The following is a 19,021-nucleotide window of genomic DNA, read 5'->3' on the forward strand; positions in this document are numbered from 1 at the left end:
CTGCTGCCAGAGCTTTTTATTGCCCGGTTCAGAACGGCAGCCCGTCCCATAGCAGTTTCAGCGCGGCAATCAGCGCCATGGCGTACATGAGCGGGTAAAACACGGATGGTTTCAGATATTTCACCACCCTGGCGCCTGCAAGCGTCGCCACCATGGCCACAGGCAGCAGGCTCGCCGATGTCTTGAGGTTGGTGGCATCAAGTGCGCCGAGCGCGAAATAGGGAATGAGCTTGATCGCATTCATGATGGCGAAGAAGCGTACGCTCATGCCGGTATAGGTCTTTGGATCGAGCTTCAGCGGCAGAACATAGATATGGAAGGGCGGACCGCCCGCATGGGCCACGAAACTCGCATAACCCGACAGGCTGGACCAGAGGGTCGCAGCCACCGGTCTTTGCGGCTTGGCCGGAATTTCCTGGCCCTTGCGGCTTTTGAAGCTCTCATAGAAATAACGCAGCACGAACAGGATCGTGACAGAGGCGACGACAAGGCGCATGGCGTCCGCGGAAATGAGGCTCGAGGTCGCCCAGCCCAGCGCGATGCCGGCGATTGCACCCGGCAGCATGATGAGCAGCGTTTCCCGGTGGTTGTAGTGTCGCCAGGCAAAAAGCGCCACGATATCCATGACGATCAGGATCGGCAGGAAGATGGCCGCCGCCTGCACGGGCGAAACCGCAAGCGCCATCAGCGGCACGCCCATCAGGGCCAGAGCGCCGCCCAGCCCTCCCTTGGAAAGGCCGACGAGCACGACTGCGGGAATGGCGACGAGATAAAAATGAAAATCGGTGAGCATGGATGGACGGTTGATCCTTTCGCCGGTCCGGTTTATCGGATTTGTCATATGAAAACGAGTGCAGATCGCGCGCGAAGCGTCTTCTGCCTGAAATGGACGAAACGATGAGCATTGTTGAAGACCGTTGCCGCCTTGTCCTGATCGTTCCGCAAATGGACGATGCGCAAAAGCAGGCGACAGATGTGGAAGAAGCGCTGCGGGGCGGCGATGTCGCTTCGGTCATCATTCCGCAATACGGTCTTGATGACGCCGCTTTCCAGAAACGCGCCGAACTGATCGTCCCCCTCGTCCAGAAGGCAGGTGCGGCAGCGCTCATCGCCGGTGACAGCCGCGTTGCCGGTCGCGTGAAGGCGGATGGCCTGCATGTGGTTGGCAATGGCGAGGCGCTTGCCGAGGCCGTGGAAAAATTCACGCCGAAGCTCATCGTCGGCGGCGGCAATGCGGATGACCGTCACAAGGCGCTGGAGCAGGGCGAGGCCAATCCGGATTATGTGTTTTTCGGAAAACTCGAAGGCGACATCAAGCCGGAAGCGCACCCCAAAAACCTGGCGCTCGGCGAGTGGTGGGCCTCGATGATCGAAATCCCGGCGATCGTCATGGGTGGTACCGATGTGTCCTCGGTGGTTGCCGTGGCCGAAACCGGTGTGGAGTTCGTGGCGATGCGCAGCGGTGTTTTCGATAACGCCAGTGGCGCTGCCCAGGCCGTTTCTGAAATCAACGCCCTGCTTGACGAAAAAGCGCCACGGTTTGACGGTTGATACAGGCGATGATCATGCGCGCGGTTCACCTTTGCCTTTCCTTTTCGCTGCTGGCGCTCGCTTTCGGCGCGCCGGCGGGTGTCGCTTTTGCCCAGTCCGGGCCGCAGAGCGAAAGCAATGCGCTGTCCCGCCAGCTGGAAAATGAGGCTCAGCCGAGCCGTCAGGGCAGGGTGCAATCCGAAGAGCAGAAAGACCTGCAGCCTTCTGCGGGCGTGAACGTCTATCAGCGCATGGGCGCGGAGCTGCCGGCCCTGCCGCCCGAAAAGGAATTCAAGGGCCGGGTGGACGAGGCCTATGGCCATTTCCAGCGTGGCGAATATGTGCAGGCGCTCGACAAGGCGCTGACCCGCGCGCAGGATGGCGATGCGCCCGCTCAGACGCTGGTGGCGGAAATGATGTCGCGCGGTCTGGGCATTGCCCGTGACGAGAAGACCGCCGCTTTCTGGTACCAGCAGGCGGCCCAGGGCGGCGATCCCGTCGCCATGTTCAAGTTTGCCCTGATCCTGATGGAAGGCAAATTCGTCACCCGCGACAAGGTCAAGGCCGACGATTTCATGCGGCGCGCGGCGGAAGCCGGCAACGCCTCTGCCCAGTTCAACTGGGGCCAGATACTGGTTTCGGAAAATCCCGGCGCCAAGGGTCTTTTGATGGCTTTGCCGTTCTATGAGAAATCCGCTGAACAGGGCATTGCCGATGCGCAATATGCCGTGTCGCAGATTTACTGGTCGCTCAAGGATGTGCCGGCCGAAAAGAAGGCAAAGGCGCGGGACTGGCTGACACGGGCCGCTAAGGCGGGTTACGATACCGCGCAGGTCGATCTCGGCATCTGGCTGGTCAATGGTTTCGGCGGTGAGCGCAATCTGGATGAGGGCTTCCGCTGGCTCTACGGTGCGGCGCAGCGCGGCAATGTCGTGGCGCAGAACAAGGTGGCGCATCTTTACATTCAGGCGCTCGGCACCCGGCCGGATCCGGTCGAAGCGGCCAAATGGTATGTGCTTTCCCGCCGCGCCGGGCTGAAGGATCCGTCTCTGGAGGATTTTTATCTCGGCATCACCGACGAGCAGCAGAAGAAGGCGATCGAGGCCGCAAATCGTTTCCGCCCGACGTGATGGAAGGCGGGCCTTCCCATGTTGACGCGAGCCTCCAGGCTTTTTGCCTTGAATTTCCGCGCGTTTTGTGGTCTTGAACCGCAAACTTTCAATTCAAGAAAATAATGACGTGCCTGCCCGGTGAGCTTCCGGGCGGTTCGCAAGCTTTCCAGGAAACAACATCGATGGCCCGTTCAGCCCTTCTCAATGTCATGGTTCAGGCCGCCATCAAGGCGGGTAAGTCTTTGTCGCGTGACTTCGGTGAAGTGCAGAACCTTCAGGTCTCGGTCAAGGGACCGAGCGATTTCGTCTCGCAGGCGGACCTGAAAGCCGAGAAGATCGTGCGCGACGAACTGATGAAGGCCCGCCCGACCTACGACTTCCTGGGTGAGGAAGGCGGCGAGGAAAAGGGTAGCGATGGCGCGCATCGCTGGATCGTCGATCCGCTTGATGGCACCACCAACTTCCTGCACGGCATTCCGCATTTCGCGGTTTCCATCGCGCTCGAGCGTAACGGTGAAGTCGTCGCCGGCGTGATCTTCAATCCGGCCACCGACGAACTCTACACTGCCGAGCGCGGCGGCGGCGCGTTCCTCAACGATCGTCGCATCCGCGTCGCCGCGCGTAAGGTGCTGACCGATTGCGTCATCGGTTGCGGCGTGCCGCATCTCGGTCGCGGCAATCACGGCAAGTTCCTGGTGGAGCTTCGCCACGTCATGGGTGAGGCGGCAGGCATCCGCCGCATGGGTGCGGCTTCGCTCGATCTGGCTTATGTCGCCGCTGGCCGTCTCGACGGTTTCTGGGAGGCCGATCTTTCGCCCTGGGATATGGCGGCCGGTCTGGTGCTGATTCGTGAAGCCGGCGGTTTCGCCTCCGACATCAAGGGCGGCACGGATATCTTCGGCAGCAGCTCCGTCGCTGCCGGCAATGAATATATCCACAAGGCGCTCGTTGAGGTCGCCAACCGTCCCATTCCGGGCCGCTGATTGGTTTTCGGCGGAAAACCTGCCGTTTTCTGCAAGTTTTAGACGCCCGGCGAATATTCGCCGGGTGTTTTTGTTTTCCGTCATCCGGTTTCAGGCTGTTTTCGTGAAACGCCTGTGACGAAAGACCGGCTTTTCGCTTCAAATCGTCGCAATTTTCAAATAGCTTCCGCTGGATAGCTGACCAGAGGGAATGCGAACGTTATGGCGGATTCGGAGCTGCTCGATCTTGGCGTCGAGAAACCGGTGACCACACGGCAATACAGCCACAAGCTGTCCAGCCCCACACCGTTTCTCTGGACGATGGTTCTGTTTCTGATCCTCGTGGGCTTTCTGGCGGCCATTCTTTACCGGCAGGCCCATACCGCCTTCATGACCAATCCGGGACTGAACGGCTTCATTCTCGGCGTGCTCGCCATCGGCATCATTCTGGTCTTTACCCAGACCATGAGCCTGCGCTCCGAAGTCCGCTGGTTCAATGCCTTCCGCGCTGCCGGCAGCGTCGAAAAGGTGGGGCGCGCCCCGAAACTGCTCGCCCCGATGAGCACGCTGATCGGCAAGCGCGGCGAAGTCCGGCTTTCTGCCGTCACCCAGCGGACGATTCTCGATTCCATCGCGACGCGCCTCGACGAAACACGTGACACATCGCGTTATCTCGTCGGCCTGCTGGTGTTTCTCGGCCTGCTCGGCACCTTCTGGGGTCTGATCGGCACTATCGGCGCCATCAGCAATGTCATCCAGTCGCTCGATCCGAGCGCCGGCGACAGCAACGATATTCTCGGCTCCCTCAAAACCGGCCTGACTGCGCCGCTGGCGGGCATGGGAACGGCCTTTTCCTCGTCGCTGCTCGGTCTTTCGGGCTCGCTGATCCTCGGTTTTCTCGATCTTCAGGCTGGCCGCGCCCAGAACCGCTTCTATACACAGCTTGAAAACTGGCTGTCGTCGGTGACGGATACATCGGCGGAGGGGCCGAGAGAGTTCAAGGCCGCCGAACCCGGCGCCGTGGTCAGCACCGAGCGCTCGCTTGCGGCCATGACCAGCCTTGCCGAAGGCATTCAGGGCCTGGTCAAGAACATGCGCAGCGAACAACAGATGTTGCGAGACTGGATCGAAGCGCAACAGGAGGAGTCGAAATCGCTCCGCCGCACGCTCGACCGGCTGTCGGCGCGGATCGACAGCGACACGAAGTCTTCTGGCCGCACCCGGCACGATAACGGGAGCGAGTAGCCATGGCGCTTGCGCGCAATCGCCGCCGCGACAGGGGTGTGGACTATTGGCCGGGTTTCGTCGACGCGCTGTCGACGCTGCTCATGGCCATCATGTTTCTGCTCACGGTCTTCGTGCTGGCGCAATTCGTTCTGTCGCGGGAAATCACCGGTAAGGATGAGGTGTTGACACGTCTCAACAGCCAGATCGCCGAACTGACCGAACTTCTGGCCATGGAAAAAGGCAACAAGCAGGATATCGAGGACGCGCTCGCGAGCCTTCAATCGACGCTTGCAGCCTCGGAAAACGAGCGCTCGCGTCTGCAGGCGCTTCTCGATGCGGGATCGGGCAGCAATGCGAATGCCAATGCCCGAATTGGCAGCCTGACCGGTGAACTGGACGAACAGCGACAGGCCAATTCCCGTGCCTCCGCACAGATCGAATTGCTCAACCAGCAGATTGCCGCGCTGAGGGCGCAGATCGCCTCTGTGGAAGCCGCCCTGCAAGCGTCGGAAGCCAAGGATGCCTCGTCGCAGGTCAAGATCGCCGATCTCGGCCGCCGCCTCAATGTCGCCTTGGCGCAGCGGGTTCAGGAACTGAACCGTTATCGCTCTGATTTCTTCGGCCGGCTGCGCGAAATCCTGTCGGATCGTGAAAATATCCGCATCGTCGGCGACCGTTTCGTCTTCCAGTCCGAAGTGCTCTTTCCTTCCGGTGGTAACGAACTCAATCCGGCGGGGCAGGCGGAGATGGAGAAACTGGCGGTCGCGCTGCTTGATCTCGCCAGGGAAATTCCGGCGGAGATCAACTGGGTCCTGCGCGTCGATGGCCATACGGACAATGTCCAGCTTTCCGGTTCCGGCCGTTACCGGGACAATTGGGAGCTTTCCTCCGCCCGCGCCACATCGGTGGTGAAATTCCTGATTTCCAAGGGCGTGCCAGCAAACCGGCTGGTTGCGGCCGGTTTCGGCGAATATCAGCCGATTGCCGAAGGTGACTCACCGGAAGCGCGGCAGCAGAACCGCCGTATCGAACTCAAGCTCACCGAGCGCTGAAATAGCGAACGCCACCAGGGCGGTTGCCTTCTGGCGAAAGTAAATTTACGTTTGCGTAAAAGTAATTCTGTCATATCTGGGAGGGGCTGATGGAAGGCTATGATGTGATCGTGGTCGGCGCGGGGCTTGCCGGGCTGGTGGCGGCAACCGAGGCGGCTGAGCGGGGTCTCAGCGTCTGCGTCGTGGATCAGGAGGGCGAGCAGAATCTGGGGGGGCAGGCCTTCTGGTCGCTGGGTGGACTGTTTTTCGTCGATAGTCCTGAACAGCGCCGGATGCGGGTGCGAGACAGTCTCGATCTTGCAAGACAGGACTGGTTCGGTTCGGCCGGTTTCGACCGCTTGGAGGATTATTGGCCGCGCCGCTGGGCGGAGGCCTATCTCGATTTTGCTGCCGGTGAGAAACGTGAATGGCTGCACCGCATGGGCATGCGCTGGTTTCCCGTGGTCGGCTGGGCCGAGCGCGGTGGCAGCCTCGCCGATGGTCATGGCAATTCCGTGCCGCGTTTCCATGTCACGTGGGGCACAGGTCCGGGCGTACTTGCACCTTTCGTAAAAAAGGCGAAGGCCATGGCGGCAACTGGCCGGCTGACCTTTCACTTTCGCCACCGGGTTGATCGTCTGGAGACCGCCGACGGCCGGGTGACCGGTGTTTCAGGCGCTGTTCTTACACCCGACTCCGTGCAACGCGGGCAGGAGAGCAGCCGGGAAGCGCAGGGCGATTTTATCTTCGCCGCTGCGGCGGTCATCGTCAGTTCCGGCGGCATCGGCGGCAATCAGGAACTGGTGCGGCGCAACTGGCCGGTGGAGCGGCTGGGCCAGCCTCCTGCCAGCATGGTCTGCGGTGTTCCCGCGCATGTGGATGGCCGCATGATTGCCATTACGGAAACCGCCGGCGGAGCCGTCATCAACCGTGACCGCATGTGGCATTATACCGAGGGCGTGAAGAACCACGATCCGATCTGGCCGGGTCACGGTATCCGCATCCTGCCCGGTCCCTCGTCCTTCTGGTGCGATGCGGATGGAAACCGCCTTGCCGCTCCCGCCATGCCGGGTTTCGATACGCTCGGCACGCTGAAAATGCTGGGCGAACGCGGCAGCGGCCATAGCTGGTTCATTTTGACCAAGGCGATCATCAAAAAGGAATTTGCGCTTTCAGGCTCGGAGCAGAATCCTGATCTGACCGGCAAGGATATAAGGCTGCTGCTCAAACGGCTGGGCAAGGAACCGCCGGGACCGGTACGTGCCTTCATGGAGCGCGGCGAAGATTTTGCCGTTCGGGATACGCTGGAAGAACTGGTGGCAGCGATGAATGCCATCAGCGGCGACGACCGGCTGCATATAGACCATATCCGCCGGCAGATAGAGGCTCGCGACCGCGAAATCGAAAACGGTTTCAGCAAGGATGCGCAGGTAACGGCCATCCACGGCGCGCGCCGTTATCTCGGTGATCGGCTGATGCGGACGGCAAAACCACACCGCTTGCTCGATCCGGCAATGGGGCCGTTGATTGCCGTGCGCCTGCATGTGCTGACGCGCAAGACGCTTGGCGGCCTTCGCACCGATCTTGAGGCGCGGGTGCTGGATGTTGCCGGCGCGCCGGTGCCGGGCCTTTATGCCGCCGGCGAAGTGGCGGGTTTCGGCGGCGGCGGCATGCATGGCTATAATGCGCTGGAGGGCACGTTCCTTGGCGGCTGCCTGTTTTCAGGCCGCGTTGCGGGGCGCAAGGTGCTGGCGTGATCTAGGCTTGGGCGCGCAATTCGTCCGGCCCGGTCTGGAATTGCAGCCGGGCAAGCCGCGCATAAAGGCCATTCTGGCGAATGAGGCTCTGGTGCGTGCCCTCTTCGATGATGCGGCCCTCATCCATCACCAGAATGCGGTCGGCCTTCAACACGGTGGCAAGGCGATGGGCGATGACGATGGTGGTGCGGGTTTTCATCAGCTCGTCGAGAGCCTTCTGTACCAGCGTTTCGCTTTCCGCATCGAGCGCCGAGGTGGCTTCGTCCAGCAGCAGGATTGGCGCATTGCGCAGGATGGCGCGGGCAATGGCGATGCGCTGGCGCTGGCCGCCGGAAAGCGTCACGCCGCGTTCACCCACCTGCGTATCATATCCGCCGGTGAGACGTTCGATGAAGCTGTCCGCCTGTGCGGCGATGGCGGCGGTGCGCACTTCCTCGCGCGTCGCGTCAGGCCGTCCAAAGGCGATATTGTCATGAATGGAGGAGGCGAATATCGCCACATCCTGCGGAACGATGGACAGGCGCGCGCGCAGATCGGCAAGGGCGACGTCGCGGATATCCACGCCATCGATGGTGATGCGGCCCTGCTGCGGATCGTAAAAGCGCATCAGCAGCGAAAAGACCGTGCTCTTGCCCGCACCGGAAGGCCCGACGATGGCGACGGTTTCGCCGGCGGCGATCTTGAAGGAAAGGCCGTAGACAATCGGCCGCCCGGCTGCGAGCGGATAGATGAAATCGACATTGTCGAATTCCGCCTCGCCGCGCGGCGGCTGCGGCAGGGGGATGGGAGCAGTGGGTTCCGCCACGGGCGAGTGTTCATTCAGCAGTTCGGAAAGCCGTTCGGCCGCGCCGCCCGCCTGGGCCAGTTCGCCCCAGACTTCGGAAAGCTGGCCGAGGCCGCTTGCGGCGATGACGGAGTAAAGCACGAACTGCCCGAGCGTACCCGCAGTCATGCTGCCAGACAGAACGCTCTGCGCGCCATACCAGAGGATGCCGACGACGCTGCCGAAGACCAGCGCGATGGCGACGGCGGTGAGGATGGAACGGGCGCCGATTGCGGCGCGCGCGCCCTGATAGGCGGCTTCCACGGAGGCGCCGTAACGGGCATTCGCCAATGCTTCGGCATTAAAGGACTGCACGGTGCGGCTCGCCGCGATCGTCTCGGAAGCATAGGCGGCGGAATTGGCCAATGTGTCCTGCGTGGTGCGCGAGCGGGCGCGAACGGACCGCCCGAAGGCGATCAGCGGAAAAACGATGAAGGGAATCGCAAGCAGCGCAAGGCCGGAAAGGCCGGGGCTGGTATAGATCATCATAGCCACAGCACCGCAGCACATGATGATGTTGCGCAGCGCCACGGAGGCGGAGGATCCAAAGGCGGAACGGATCTGAACCGTATCGGCGGTCAGCCGCGAAGTCAGTTCTCCGGAGCGGTTGGCATCGAAAAACTGCTGAGACAGGGTGGTAAGATGGGCAAAGACATCGCGACGCAGATCGGCGACGACCCTTTCGCCGATGGTCATGACATAATAATAACGCATGGCGCTGGCGAGCGCGAGGACGACGGCAATCGCCAGGAGCATGGCGAAATAGCTGTTGATCATGCCGCCATCCGGCGTTTCAAAACCGTGGTCGATGATACGGCGAACGGCAAGCGGCAGTGCAAGAGTTGTGGCAGAGGAGAGCACAAGCGCAAAAACGGCCGCCGCCATCAGGCCGCGATATCGTTTTAGATAGGGAAAAAGGCCAAGAAGCGGCTTCAGGCTTCTCTGTTTTGCCGCTTTCTGCGCTTCTATATCTGCCACGTCCTCTATGCTCCTCATTCCCTGCCGTTTTTGGGCCTTTTGCGGGTGAATTTCCGGTGTACGGTAAAATTCCCGCCCCTTTGGCCATCTCCCTTCACAAGGGGATAGCAGGCTCTTGTTATCTGGGCGACCTTCATGTATAGGCTCCGCATCGAATTGGGAAGCCATAGCCCATCTGGTCTATGGCTTCATTTATTGAAATGGCTCAGTTGACGCAATTGCGGCAAATGGACCGCACGTCACTTAACCAGGAAGATTGTCATGAAGGCTGATATCCATCCCGATTATCACACGATCAAGGTGGTCATGACCGATGGCACCGAATACGAAACCCGCTCTACCTGGGGTTCGGAAGGCGCCGTCATGAACCTTGAAATCGACCCCAAGTCCCATCCGGCATGGACGGGCGGCAACCAGCAGCTTATGGACCGTGGTGGTCGCGTTTCCAAGTTCAACAAGCGTTTCGGCGGCCTCGGCCTCTGATCCTCTTGCGGACGGATCGTTTAAAAAAAGCCCGGTTTTGCCGGGCTTTTTTGTTGCCTGCTTTTGCTGCCTTCCATGTGGCCGTATCGGCCAAAACAAAAAAGCAGGCCAATGGGCCTGCTTTTCAAATTGTCCGGATAAAGTCGTCTTTTCTCAGTTGATCGAGAAAGCCGTCCGCAGCAGGTTGAGCTGCGCCTGTACGCTGTTTTCATTGTCCGGCACCTTGGCGGCTTCGGACGGGCGATAGATTTCGCGGTCGAGTAGGGCGATGCGGTTCTGCAGGCGCAAGGACCGTTCGATGAGATCACGGAAGGATTCCGGCAGATCGTTCCAGCCAGGCGCGTTACGGTCGACGTTGAAGCTGTCGAGACGAACCTTGTTCTTTTCGCTCAGAACCTGATCGCGCGTCATTTCGCCATTGTTGACAGCGCGCTGCAGCAGCAGCCAGGAGGCCATCTGCATCAGACGGGTGGTGAGGCGCATCGATTCTGCCGCATAAAGGACTGACGCCATGCGCGGCAGAACCTTTGAGGCGGTGCGGCCGGCGCCATCGAGATAGCTTGCCGTTTCCTCAACCAGCGTCATGCCTTCGGTATAGAGGGTCTTGAACTGGTTGGACGAAGCCGCGCGGCCCGCAAAGCTTATGGTATTTAAAACCTGTTCCGACATTTCTTTAAATCCCTGCTCACGCACCACACTGTCAGGCAACGACGACCCGGATATTTTGTTCCGGCCTTCAGTGTTTTCAGGATGGTATCTTTACCCGAAATGCGCAAGGCAATTATTAAAGAAGGGTTAATACCCACAGTTTTAGGGAATTCCGCACGCGGCAAAAAAAGAGCCGCGAAAGCGGCTCTCAAGGTAAAACAGGGAGAAAAATCAGACCAATTCGCCGTATGGAGAAGATGCCTGAGGTCCAGAAGAACTGGACACGTATAGTAATCTCTCAGAAAGCTTAATTTTTGGTTAATGGTAAACGAAAGACTGCCCCGGAATATTTATTTCCAGACGCCGATGCGCCGCAGATCGTGACAGCAGAACCGTAGCCCCGTATCTATTCTGGAATACGCGTCAGGACCGGAAAAGATTCTCCGCCGCCAGCCTTCCAGCGGATTTCCGTTTCCTCTCCTCGTCGAGTCGCGCGATTTCCGCTTTCAGGAGATCGATGCGGCTGCTCAACTCGTCGACCGAAAGAAGGCTGAGATCGCCGCCGATCTCGTGGGCCACCGGCTTTTGCGGGCGGTCATCGTCAAAGAGGCTCATATGCCTGCTCCTTTTTCCACATAGTCGCCATCGTCCTCGGAATATTGCGGCGCGCGAGGGTCAAGCGCAATACTTTCCGGCGTGACAAGCGGTGAGGGCGTCGTTGGCATCATGGTCGAGAAATTGTCCTTTTCCTCGGTCGAAAGCGCAGCGCGCCGGCGGCTTCGGATAATGGCATAGGCGGTGATGAGCAGATGGGCCACGGCCGTCACCAGAAACAGCGCATAGGGGCCGAAATGGGTCATGATCGCGCCGCCGAGCGTCGGGCCGATAATGGTGCCGATGCCGTAAAGCAGCAGCAGGCCGCCCGAGACCTTGACGAAGTCTTCCGAGGCGGCAAAGTCGTTGGCATGGGCAACGGCGATGGGATAAAGCGCGTTAGCGGCGGCGCCATAAATGGCGATCATGAAAATCAGCACATAGACGTCATGCGGTTGCACCACGGCGACCGCCAGGCCGGCCACTGCGCCGAGCCCGGCCAGACCGGCCAGCACATAACGGCGGTCTATCCGGTCTGAAAGCCGGCCTGCCGGAAACTGCGCCAGCGCCCCGACGAAGATCGTGACCGATACCATGATGGCGATCATGGTGGGGTCAAGACCCGCCCTGGCGCCGAAGACGGCGCCGAGCGTACCATACGCGCCGTTGGCGATGCCGATCATCAGGATGCCGACAAAGGAAACCGGTGAATTGCGGTACAGGGCCGGCAGGTCCAGCTTCACCTTCTGCAGAGGCTGCGGGCTGGCCGCCTTGGAAAGCGTCGCCGGCAGAATGGCGATGCAATAGATGATGCCGCAGATCATGAACAGCGAGGTATTGCTGATATCCCCCATCGGCACGATCATCTGCCCCGCCACGACGCCGAGCAGCGTGATGGCGATATAGAGCGAGAAGATCATGCCACGGCTTTCATTGGTGGCGCGTTCGTTCAGCCAGCTTTCAATGATCATCGAGGTGCCTGCTGTGCAGAAGCCGGTAAGCGCGCGCAGCGCGATCCATGAGGTGTCGTCGATGATGAGGCCGGTCATCAGCACCGTCAGGCACACCAGCGCCACGAAGGAGCCGAATGCCCGCACATGCCCGGCGCGGCGCACGATGGCAGGCGCGACGAAGCAGCCGACAACGAAGCCCGCCGCCCAGGAGGTGCCCAGAAAACCAAGAATTTCATTGGAGTAGCCTTCCGCCGAACCGCGCACCGGCAGGATGAGGCCCTGAAGGCCGTTGCCGAGAAAAAGAAACAGAGTGCTGGATAAAAGAGCGAATACGGGTAGAAGATTTCTGCTCATGAAAACACTCTCATGCGTTCGGACGGTCGGTCGGACAGGCCATGGAAGGGCATTACCCGAATGAGTTGCACTCTTCTGGTGAACGGTAAAAATGTCCAGCCTGTGACGATGCAGAAATAAAGAAAAGGCTCAATAAATGACGAAGGCGATCGGCCTTTTTTTACTGCTGGCCATGGTGGTCCAGATCATCCGGCCGGTTGGCCTGCCGGGTCTCAAGAAAAGAAGCGATTGCTGGAAGATTGCGGTTGCTGCCTTTGTCATCTGGTCGGCGACGCTGCTCTTGCGCCCGTAATGAAAAAGCCGCCCCATGGGGCGGCTTCCGTTTATTGCATGTCAGCGACAAAAGCCTCAGGCGGCCTTTTCGAGTTCCTGTTTCCAGTTGCCCTTGGCGGCAAGGCTGTTCATGGCGGCGCGATGCGTGAAGGCGCGCTGGCCGGCGGCGACATTCTCCTGCTTGCCGCCCCAGGTCTTGAGAGCGGTGTCCTGAAGGGCGCGGCCGTACGAGTAGGTCAGGGACCAGGGCAGGTCGTAACCGGCATTCATGGCGGAGAGATGTGCGGTTGCCTCTTCCGAGGACTGGCCGCCGGAAAGGAAGGCGATGCCCGGCACGGCGGAAGGCACGGTCGCCTTCAGAACCTTGACGGTCTTTTCCGCCACTTCCTCGACGGAAGCCTTGCGGGCTTTCTTGCCATCGATGATCATGTTCGGCTTGAGGATCATGCCTTCAAGGTTGACGCGGGCGTCGAACAGGTCGGCGAAGACGGTCTGGAGAACCCACTGCGTGACTTCCGCACAGCGGTCGATGTCATGTGTACCCGGCTCGCCGTCCATGAGAACTTCGGGTTCCACGATCGGCACGATATCCGCCTGCTGGCAGAGAGCGGCGTAACGGGCGAGCGACTGGGAGTTTGCCTTGATCGAACCCCAGCTCGGACGCTGTTCACCGATCGTGATGACGCCGCGCCATTTGGCAAAACGGGCGCCGGCCTCATGATACTTGCGCAGGCGCTCATAAAGACCGTCGAGGCCTTCGGTGATGAATTCATGCGGATGGAAGGCCATCGGCTTGGCGCCGATATCCACCTTGATGCCCGGCAGGCTGCCGGCCGCCTTGATGATATCAACAAAAGGCGTACCGTCGGCGGCCTTCTGGAAAAGGGTCTCTTCGTAGAGGATGACGCCGGAGATGTATTTCTTCATGGCGTCGTCGGAGCGGAACAGCATCTCGCGGTAATCGCGGCGGGCGGTCTCGGTGGACTCCAGATTGATGCTGTCGAAACGCTTCTTGATCGTTCCCGTGGATTCGTCGGCGGCGAGCAGGCCCTTGCCGTCGGCGACCATTTTGATTGCGATGTCTTCGAGACGTTCGGTCATTTGCTATTCTCCCAAGGCACAATAAATTCCCGATAACAGAAGTTCCAGGGCAGGGAAATGGCGCGCTAACTCATTGAAACGATTGAAATCATTTCAATCGTTTGAAACTTTTCCTCCCAAGCGCACTTACCAAAAAACAAGGCCGGACAAGCGATGCTTGTCCGGCCTCGTGTCAGGCAAGTAAGGTAGTTTACTTGGCGGTGGCAAGGATGGCAACGCCCGGCAATTCCTTGCCTTCCATCCATTCAAGGAAGGCGCCGCCCGCCGTCGAGATGTAGGTAAAATCGTCTGAAACGCCGGCGTGGTTCAGTGCCGCCACCGTATCGCCGCCGCCGGCGACGGAGACGAGATCGCCGGCCTTGGTGCATTCGGCCGCGTACTTTGCCGCAGCCACGGTTGCCGCATCGAAGGGCTCGATTTCGAATGCGCCGAGCGGGCCGTTCCAGACCAGCGTTTCCGCGCGCGAGATCCAGGCCTTGATGCTTTCGACCGATTTCGGGCCGACATCGAGAACCATGGCGTCGGCGGGAATGGCGTTGATATCGACGGTTTCATTGGCGGCACCGGCCTTGAACTCGCGGGCGACAACGCCGTCTTCCGGCAGGACGATGGCGCAGCCGGATGTCGCGGCTTCGATCATGATCTGTTTTGCTGTCTCGGCCAGATCGTGCTCGCAGAGCGATTTGCCGACATTGGTGCCGCGGGCGGCAAGGAAGGTGTTGGCCATGCCGCCGCCGATGACGAGGGCATCGACCTTCTTCACGAGGTTCATCAGCAGGTCGATCTTGCTCGAAACCTTGGCGCCGCCGACGATGGCGACAACCGGGCGCACCGGCTGGCCGAGGCCCTTTTCCAGAGCCTCAAGCTCGGCCTGCATGGTGCGGCCGGCATAGGCGGGCAGGTGGCGTGCAAGGCCTTCGGTGGAGGCGTGGGCGCGGTGGGCCGCGGAGAAGGCGTCGTTCACATAGATATCGCCATTGGCCGCCAGAGCCTCGACAAAGGCCGGATCGTTCTTTTCTTCACCCTTGTGGAAACGGGTGTTTTCCAGAAGCAGGATATCGCCATCGTTGAGTTTCGCAACGGCATCGGCTGCCGCTGCGCCGGTGCAATCGGTTGCGAAGGAAACGGCGTGATCCAGCACTTCCTCGACGGCGGGCACGATCTGCGAAAGCGACATGTCGGCAACCGGCTCGCCCTTCGGGCGGCCGAAATGGGCGAGCAGGATGACTTTGGCGCCTTTTTTGGAAAGCTCCAGAATGGTGGGTGCAACGCGTTCGATACGGGTCTTGTCCGTCACTTTCCCATCCGCAACCGGCACGTTGAGATCAACGCGGACGAGAACGCGCTTTCCGGCAATGTCGTTGAGGTCGTCGAGGGTCTTGAAAGCGGGCATAGGTCGATCCTGATGTTGTTGCGAGTTCGGCAGGGACCATACTATGCCTGATTGCCGACGCAAGCCGGTCAGGCCTCATTTTCTCTCACTGAACTGGCCGGGGCCGGGGCGGTTTCTTCCACGCCTTCGGCGCGGGGCTGACGCTTCTCTGCCAGATAATTGCGCACGCGGTCGAGGATTTCCGAAAAGCTGATGAAGATTGGCAGGCTTGTGGCCGGTTCCACCGGTTCGAGCGAGATTCCGACGCCTGTGATGGCTTCGTGCTCGTCCAGTGTACGGACGATGAGGACGATGGAGCCAAGGCGCACGCGGTCGGCATAATCGGCCTTCCCGGCAAGGCGCGCCTCGATGAGTTCCGCAACGCTCATCGCCTGTTCGGCGGGTGAAAGCAGGCCGGGGCCATAGGCCGTGTCCAGTTCCTTGGCCGGACGGCTGGGCGAGATTGCGAAAGTGCCGAAGAAATCGGCGTCGTCATCGGCAACCGGCAGGGCGCTGGCGAACAGCCGGTCGATCAGGCGGGAATAACCGGGGGCGATGAAAAGATAGACGAGATCGTTCTCCCGCAGCCGACCGGCATATTGGTAGCGGATCGACTTGCCGTCGCGCACCACCAGCGAAGGCATTGCCCAGCGCGGAATACGCTCGCCCTGCATGATGGCGCTGCCCCTGGCGACCCGGTAGGAAATCAGCTCATGATTGGCGGTGCCGGGAAGGTCGACCTCCAGCTTGTCCACCTCGCCCATGCGCGGCGGCACGATCAGGCCGAGCCGTGTCGCCACCGGCTTGATGGTCCAGCCCTGCACGAGCAGCGAGACCAGCACGATGATGAAGGCGGCGTTGAAATAGATCTGCGCATCGTTGAGCCCGCCGAGAATGGGCATGATGGCGAGCAGGATGGAGACCGCGCCGCGCAGACCCACCCAGGCCACGAAGGAGGTTTCCTGCTGGGTGTAGTTGAAGGGCATGAGGCTGAGCCAGACCGCCAGCGGGCGGGCGACGAAGATCAGGAAAAGCGCCAGCAGCACGGCCGGAATGGCGATGGCCGGAAATTGCGACGGCGTGGCGAGCAGGCCGAGCATCAGGAACATGATGATCTGGGCAAGCCAGGTCAGGCCCTCATGGAAACGTCGGATGGTTTCCTTGGCAAAGACCCGGCGGTTGCCGGCGACGATGCCAGCCACATAGACGGCCAGAAAACCGCTGCCGCCAATAGCGCCGGTAAAGGAAAAGACGAGCAGCGCCAGCGCTAGCACGAAGATCGGCGCCAGCCCGCGGTCGGCTGCGAAACGGTTGACGACGGTGGCGATCATCAGCCCGCCGAGCAGGCCGAAAATCAGGCCGAGGCCCATCTGCTCGATGAAAAGCAGCAGGAAGCCGCTGTCGATGCCGGCAAGCCCCTGGCCCTTTGCGATGATTTCGACCAGCGCGACGGTGAGAAAGATGGCCATCGGATCGTTGGTGCCGGATTCGACTTCCAGCGTCGAACGTACCTGATCGCGGATATGGATGCCGCCGATACGCAGCAGGAAGAACACGGCCGCCGCATCCGTGGAGGCGACTATGGCGCCGAGCAGCAGTCCCTCCAGCCAGGAAAGCCCGAGCAGCAGGGCGGCGGCGCCTGCGAAAAACACGGATGTGAGGATGACGCCGCCCGTGGCGAGCGCCACTGCGGGTGCTGCGGAAAGCCGGAAGGACTGGATGGACGTGCCGAAACCGGAATCGAACAGAATGACGGCGAGCACAAGCGAACCCAGCATATAGGCCAGCGGATTGTTGGTGAATTCGATGCCGAGGCCATCCACGCCGGCCACAAGGCCGATCATCAGGAAGAGCAGGAGGAGGGGTGCGCCGAAGCGGAAGGCGAGGAGGCTCGAGAAAGCTGCGACGAGAACCAGAACAGTTGCCACCAGCAACAGAAAATAAAATGATTCCACGTCCACCGCCTCATTCAAACCGCGTTGACCGCTGCAATGAATGCTCTGCGCGTCAGCAGTCAATGCGCCACGGGTTGCGGTCTGTCAGCGCTGTTTCTGCTGGCGTTGAAAGGCGACGCAAGGCGGGGTGTATCGAATGATACGGCAGGGCCGAAGTGCATTGCGCACGACCATTTCCCTGTTTCCCTTGTCCGTTTCAAAATGGACCAGACAAAGGCAGGAAATGGGAATTTTTCGGCCCGCGGGCGAAAACATGCAAGGCGCGGAGAAGCGGTCGATACCCCCGCGGAAACAATTCACCCGTGGCTGTTTCGACGTAACATAGAGACAATGCAGCTGCGTTAGCTCTGGCTTCCGAATTGCTTTCCCCATTACCGGAGCATCGGATGAAACGGATATCTACATTTATCATATTGCTGGCGGCGGCCTTAACTGTCTCCGCTTGCTCCAGCACGGAGCAGACAGCTGAAAACATGGCCGCACAACGCGAACGCTGCCGTGCATTTGGTTATTATGAAGGCTCGCGGGATTTTGCCGACTGCATGATGAAGCTTTCCATGCAGCAAAGCGAATTGCGGCAACAGACTTTCGATACGATCTGGAGCAGTGCGGGCAATTCGGGGCCGGTCATCATCAACAATAAAAAATGAGGGATGGCCCGTGTCATCCGGCCGTCTGAGGGAGGGTTTGGTCCGCCCTCAGACGGCGATGGTTTTCGATCCGTAGCCCCCGCCTTGCTTCTGGATCGATGCCGGCGGGTTTCCTCGTTTCCCGCCGGCATTTTTTTACAAACAAAAAGCCGGCAGGATTGCTCCCGCCGGCTTTTCGATGGAACCGGGTCTTGCTTAGATGGTCTTCGCGAAGGCGACGGCCGTATCCGACATGCGGTTGGAGAAGCCCCACTCGTTGTCGTACCAGGACAGGATGCGCACGAACTTGCCTTCCATGACCTTGGTCTGGTCGATTGCGAAGATCGAGGAGTGGCTGTCATGGTTGAAGTCGCGGGAAACCAGCGGCTCTTCGGTATAGCCGAGAATGCCCTTCAGCTTGCCGTTGGCGGCAGACTTGATCGCCTCGTTGATTTCCTCGACCGTCGTGTCGCGCTTGGCGATGAACTTGAAGTCGACGACGGAGACGTTCGGGGTAGGAACGCGGATCGACGTGCCGTCCAGCTTGCCCTTGAGGTGCGGCAGAACGAGACCGACGGCCTTGGCTGCGCCCGTCGAGGTCGGGATCATGGACAGGGCTGCGGCGCGGGCGCGGTACAGATCCTTGTGCATGGTGTCCAGCGTCGGCTGGTCGCCCGTGTAGGAGTGGATCGTGGTCATGAAGCCATGATCGATACCAACGGCGTCATCGAGAACCTTCACGACCGGCACGAGGCAGTTGGTGGTGCAGGATGCGTTGGAGATGACCAGATGGTCCTTCGACAGCTGGTCGTCATTGACGCCGAAAACGACCGTGAGGTCCGCGCCGTCAGCCGGAGCCGAAACGATGACGCGCTTTGCGCCAGCCGTCAGGTGAGCGGCGGCCTTGTCGCGGGCGGTAAAGATGCCGGTGCATTCGAGCGCGATGTCGACGCCGAGTTCCTTGTGCGGCAGCGTTGCCGGATCGCGAACGGCGGTCACCTTGATTGGCTTGCCGCCGCCAACGATGATCGTATCGCCTTCGACCTTCACCTCGGCCGGGAACTTGCCGTGGATCGAATCGTAGCGCAGCAGGTGAGCGTTGGTTTCAACCGGGCCGAGGTCGTTGATGGCGACGACTTCGATATCGGTGCGGCCGGATTCGACGATGGCGCGCAGGACGTTGCGGCCGATGCGGCCGAAGCCGTTAATGGCAACTTTTACAGTCATTTACAGTCTCCC

Annotated in this window: 18 protein-coding genes; 9 read left to right on the plus strand and 9 right to left on the minus strand. The window is 60.4% G+C overall.

The window, feature by feature from the left end:
- Nucleotides 1-28: 28 nt before the first annotated feature.
- Nucleotides 29-793 (minus strand): sulfite exporter TauE/SafE family protein, encoded by a 765-nt coding sequence (locus tag N5D22_RS01110; RefSeq protein ID WP_279655709.1) that lies wholly within the window; start codon nt 791-793, stop codon nt 29-31.
- Nucleotides 794-897: 104 nt separating this feature from the next.
- Here N5D22_RS01110 and N5D22_RS01115 point away from each other — a divergent pair, with 104 nt between their 5' ends.
- The 6 genes from N5D22_RS01115 (at nt 898) to N5D22_RS01140 (ending at nt 7,619) form a co-directional block, all read left to right on the plus strand.
- Nucleotides 898-1,551, plus strand: coding sequence for a thiamine phosphate synthase (locus N5D22_RS01115; protein ID WP_279655710.1), 654 nt, complete (start codon nt 898-900; stop codon nt 1,549-1,551).
- Between the two features lie 8 nt (nt 1,552-1,559).
- Nucleotides 1,560-2,660: a tetratricopeptide repeat protein gene (locus N5D22_RS01120; RefSeq protein WP_279655711.1), complete on the plus strand. Its 1,101-nt coding sequence runs from the start codon at nt 1,560-1,562 to the stop codon at nt 2,658-2,660.
- Between the two features lie 164 nt (nt 2,661-2,824).
- Nucleotides 2,825-3,625, plus strand: coding sequence for an inositol monophosphatase family protein (locus N5D22_RS01125; protein WP_279655712.1), 801 nt, complete (start codon nt 2,825-2,827; stop codon nt 3,623-3,625).
- A 201-nt stretch (nt 3,626-3,826) separates the two neighbouring features.
- Complete coding sequence (locus tag N5D22_RS01130; protein ID WP_279655713.1) at nt 3,827-4,849, plus strand: flagellar motor protein MotA; 1,023 nt, start codon at nt 3,827-3,829, stop codon at nt 4,847-4,849.
- 2 nt (nt 4,850-4,851) lie between these two features.
- Nucleotides 4,852-5,883, plus strand: a complete 1,032-nt coding sequence (locus N5D22_RS01135; RefSeq protein WP_279655714.1) for a peptidoglycan -binding protein — start codon at nt 4,852-4,854, stop codon at nt 5,881-5,883.
- 89 nt (nt 5,884-5,972) lie between these two features.
- Nucleotides 5,973-7,619, plus strand: a complete 1,647-nt coding sequence (locus N5D22_RS01140) for an FAD-binding dehydrogenase (protein ID WP_279655715.1) — start codon at nt 5,973-5,975, stop codon at nt 7,617-7,619.
- 1 nt (nt 7,620) lies between these two features.
- Here N5D22_RS01140 and N5D22_RS01145 read toward each other — a convergent pair whose 3' ends face one another.
- The gene (locus tag N5D22_RS01145) at nt 7,621-9,420 is read right to left on the minus strand and encodes an ABC transporter transmembrane domain-containing protein (protein ID WP_347881145.1); all 1,800 of its coding nucleotides are present in this window, start codon (nt 9,418-9,420) and stop codon (nt 7,621-7,623) included.
- A 261-nt stretch (nt 9,421-9,681) separates the two neighbouring features.
- On the opposite strand from N5D22_RS01145, the gene rpmE reads away from it, so the two are divergent.
- Nucleotides 9,682-9,903 carry a 50S ribosomal protein L31 gene (gene rpmE / locus N5D22_RS01150; protein WP_003497640.1) on the plus strand — a complete coding sequence of 74 codons (222 nt, stop codon included), beginning with the start codon at nt 9,682-9,684 and terminating at the stop codon, nt 9,901-9,903.
- Between the two features lie 153 nt (nt 9,904-10,056).
- Here rpmE and N5D22_RS01155 read toward each other — a convergent pair whose 3' ends face one another.
- The 3 genes from N5D22_RS01155 to N5D22_RS01165 form a co-directional block, all read right to left on the minus strand.
- Nucleotides 10,057-10,572 carry a DUF1465 family protein gene (locus N5D22_RS01155; RefSeq protein WP_279655717.1) on the minus strand — a complete coding sequence of 172 codons (516 nt, stop codon included), beginning with the start codon at nt 10,570-10,572 and terminating at the stop codon, nt 10,057-10,059.
- 402 nt (nt 10,573-10,974) lie between these two features.
- Nucleotides 10,975-11,166 (minus strand): DUF1192 domain-containing protein, encoded by a 192-nt coding sequence (locus N5D22_RS01160; RefSeq protein WP_279655718.1) that lies wholly within the window; start codon nt 11,164-11,166, stop codon nt 10,975-10,977.
- Nucleotides 11,163-12,452 carry an MFS transporter gene (locus N5D22_RS01165; protein ID WP_279655719.1) on the minus strand — a complete coding sequence of 430 codons (1,290 nt, stop codon included), beginning with the start codon at nt 12,450-12,452 and terminating at the stop codon, nt 11,163-11,165. The genes N5D22_RS01160 and N5D22_RS01165 overlap by 4 nt, the downstream gene beginning before the upstream one ends.
- Nucleotides 12,453-12,588: 136 nt before the next feature.
- Here N5D22_RS01165 and N5D22_RS01170 point away from each other — a divergent pair, with 136 nt between their 5' ends.
- A complete protein-coding gene (locus N5D22_RS01170; protein ID WP_279655720.1) occupies nt 12,589-12,744 on the plus strand; it encodes a hypothetical protein in 156 nt (51 codons plus the stop codon).
- Nucleotides 12,745-12,800: 56 nt separating this feature from the next.
- On the opposite strand, the gene N5D22_RS01175 is transcribed toward N5D22_RS01170, so the two are convergent.
- The 3 genes from N5D22_RS01175 to N5D22_RS01185 all read right to left on the minus strand — a co-directional run bounded on the left by N5D22_RS01175 (nt 12,801) and on the right by N5D22_RS01185 (nt 17,153).
- Nucleotides 12,801-13,826 (minus strand): class I fructose-bisphosphate aldolase, encoded by a 1,026-nt coding sequence (locus N5D22_RS01175; RefSeq protein ID WP_003523197.1) that lies wholly within the window; start codon nt 13,824-13,826, stop codon nt 12,801-12,803.
- Between the two features lie 190 nt (nt 13,827-14,016).
- Nucleotides 14,017-15,219 (minus strand): phosphoglycerate kinase, encoded by a 1,203-nt coding sequence (locus N5D22_RS01180; protein ID WP_279655721.1) that lies wholly within the window; start codon nt 15,217-15,219, stop codon nt 14,017-14,019.
- Between the two features lie 68 nt (nt 15,220-15,287).
- On the minus strand, nt 15,288-17,153 hold the full coding sequence (locus tag N5D22_RS01185; protein ID WP_279655722.1) for a potassium/proton antiporter: 1,866 nt from the start codon (nt 17,151-17,153) through the stop codon (nt 15,288-15,290).
- Between the two features lie 386 nt (nt 17,154-17,539).
- Here N5D22_RS01185 and N5D22_RS01190 point away from each other — a divergent pair, with 386 nt between their 5' ends.
- Nucleotides 17,540-17,803, plus strand: coding sequence for a hypothetical protein (locus tag N5D22_RS01190; protein ID WP_279655723.1), 264 nt, complete (start codon nt 17,540-17,542; stop codon nt 17,801-17,803).
- Nucleotides 17,804-17,998: 195 nt separating this feature from the next.
- Here N5D22_RS01190 and gap read toward each other — a convergent pair whose 3' ends face one another.
- Nucleotides 17,999-19,009 carry a type I glyceraldehyde-3-phosphate dehydrogenase gene (gene gap, locus N5D22_RS01195; RefSeq protein WP_279655724.1) on the minus strand — a complete coding sequence of 337 codons (1,011 nt, stop codon included), beginning with the start codon at nt 19,007-19,009 and terminating at the stop codon, nt 17,999-18,001.
- Nucleotides 19,010-19,021 lie beyond the last annotated feature (12 nt).

Origin of the sequence: Agrobacterium sp. GD03872 (assembly GCF_029840625.1) — a bacterium.
Classification (GTDB): Bacteria; Pseudomonadota; Alphaproteobacteria; order Rhizobiales; family Rhizobiaceae; genus Agrobacterium; species Agrobacterium fabrum_A.

Excerpts from the sequence above, each read along its gene's own strand:
- N5D22_RS01110 (WP_279655709.1), bottom strand. The coding sequence starts at position 793 with ATGCTCACCGATTTTCATTTTTATCTCGTCGCCATTCCCGCAGTCGTG.
- N5D22_RS01115 (WP_279655710.1), top strand. The coding sequence starts at position 898 with ATGAGCATTGTTGAAGACCGTTGCCGCCTTGTCCTGATCGTTCCGCAA.
- N5D22_RS01120 (WP_279655711.1), top strand. The coding sequence starts at position 1,560 with ATGATCATGCGCGCGGTTCACCTTTGCCTTTCCTTTTCGCTGCTGGCG.
- N5D22_RS01125 (WP_279655712.1), top strand. The coding sequence starts at position 2,825 with ATGGCCCGTTCAGCCCTTCTCAATGTCATGGTTCAGGCCGCCATCAAG.
- N5D22_RS01130 (WP_279655713.1), top strand. The coding sequence starts at position 3,827 with ATGGCGGATTCGGAGCTGCTCGATCTTGGCGTCGAGAAACCGGTGACC.
- N5D22_RS01135 (WP_279655714.1), top strand. The coding sequence starts at position 4,852 with ATGGCGCTTGCGCGCAATCGCCGCCGCGACAGGGGTGTGGACTATTGG.
- N5D22_RS01140 (WP_279655715.1), top strand. The coding sequence starts at position 5,973 with ATGGAAGGCTATGATGTGATCGTGGTCGGCGCGGGGCTTGCCGGGCTG.
- rpmE (WP_003497640.1), top strand. The coding sequence starts at position 9,682 with ATGAAGGCTGATATCCATCCCGATTATCACACGATCAAGGTGGTCATG.
- N5D22_RS01155 (WP_279655717.1), bottom strand. The coding sequence starts at position 10,572 with ATGTCGGAACAGGTTTTAAATACCATAAGCTTTGCGGGCCGCGCGGCT.
- N5D22_RS01160 (WP_279655718.1), bottom strand. The coding sequence starts at position 11,166 with ATGAGCCTCTTTGACGATGACCGCCCGCAAAAGCCGGTGGCCCACGAG.
- N5D22_RS01165 (WP_279655719.1), bottom strand. The coding sequence starts at position 12,452 with ATGAGCAGAAATCTTCTACCCGTATTCGCTCTTTTATCCAGCACTCTG.
- N5D22_RS01170 (WP_279655720.1), top strand. The coding sequence starts at position 12,589 with ATGACGAAGGCGATCGGCCTTTTTTTACTGCTGGCCATGGTGGTCCAG.
- N5D22_RS01175 (WP_003523197.1), bottom strand. The coding sequence starts at position 13,826 with ATGACCGAACGTCTCGAAGACATCGCAATCAAAATGGTCGCCGACGGC.
- N5D22_RS01180 (WP_279655721.1), bottom strand. The coding sequence starts at position 15,219 with ATGCCCGCTTTCAAGACCCTCGACGACCTCAACGACATTGCCGGAAAG.
- N5D22_RS01190 (WP_279655723.1), top strand. The coding sequence starts at position 17,540 with ATGAAACGGATATCTACATTTATCATATTGCTGGCGGCGGCCTTAACT.
- gap (WP_279655724.1), bottom strand. The coding sequence starts at position 19,009 with ATGACTGTAAAAGTTGCCATTAACGGCTTCGGCCGCATCGGCCGCAAC.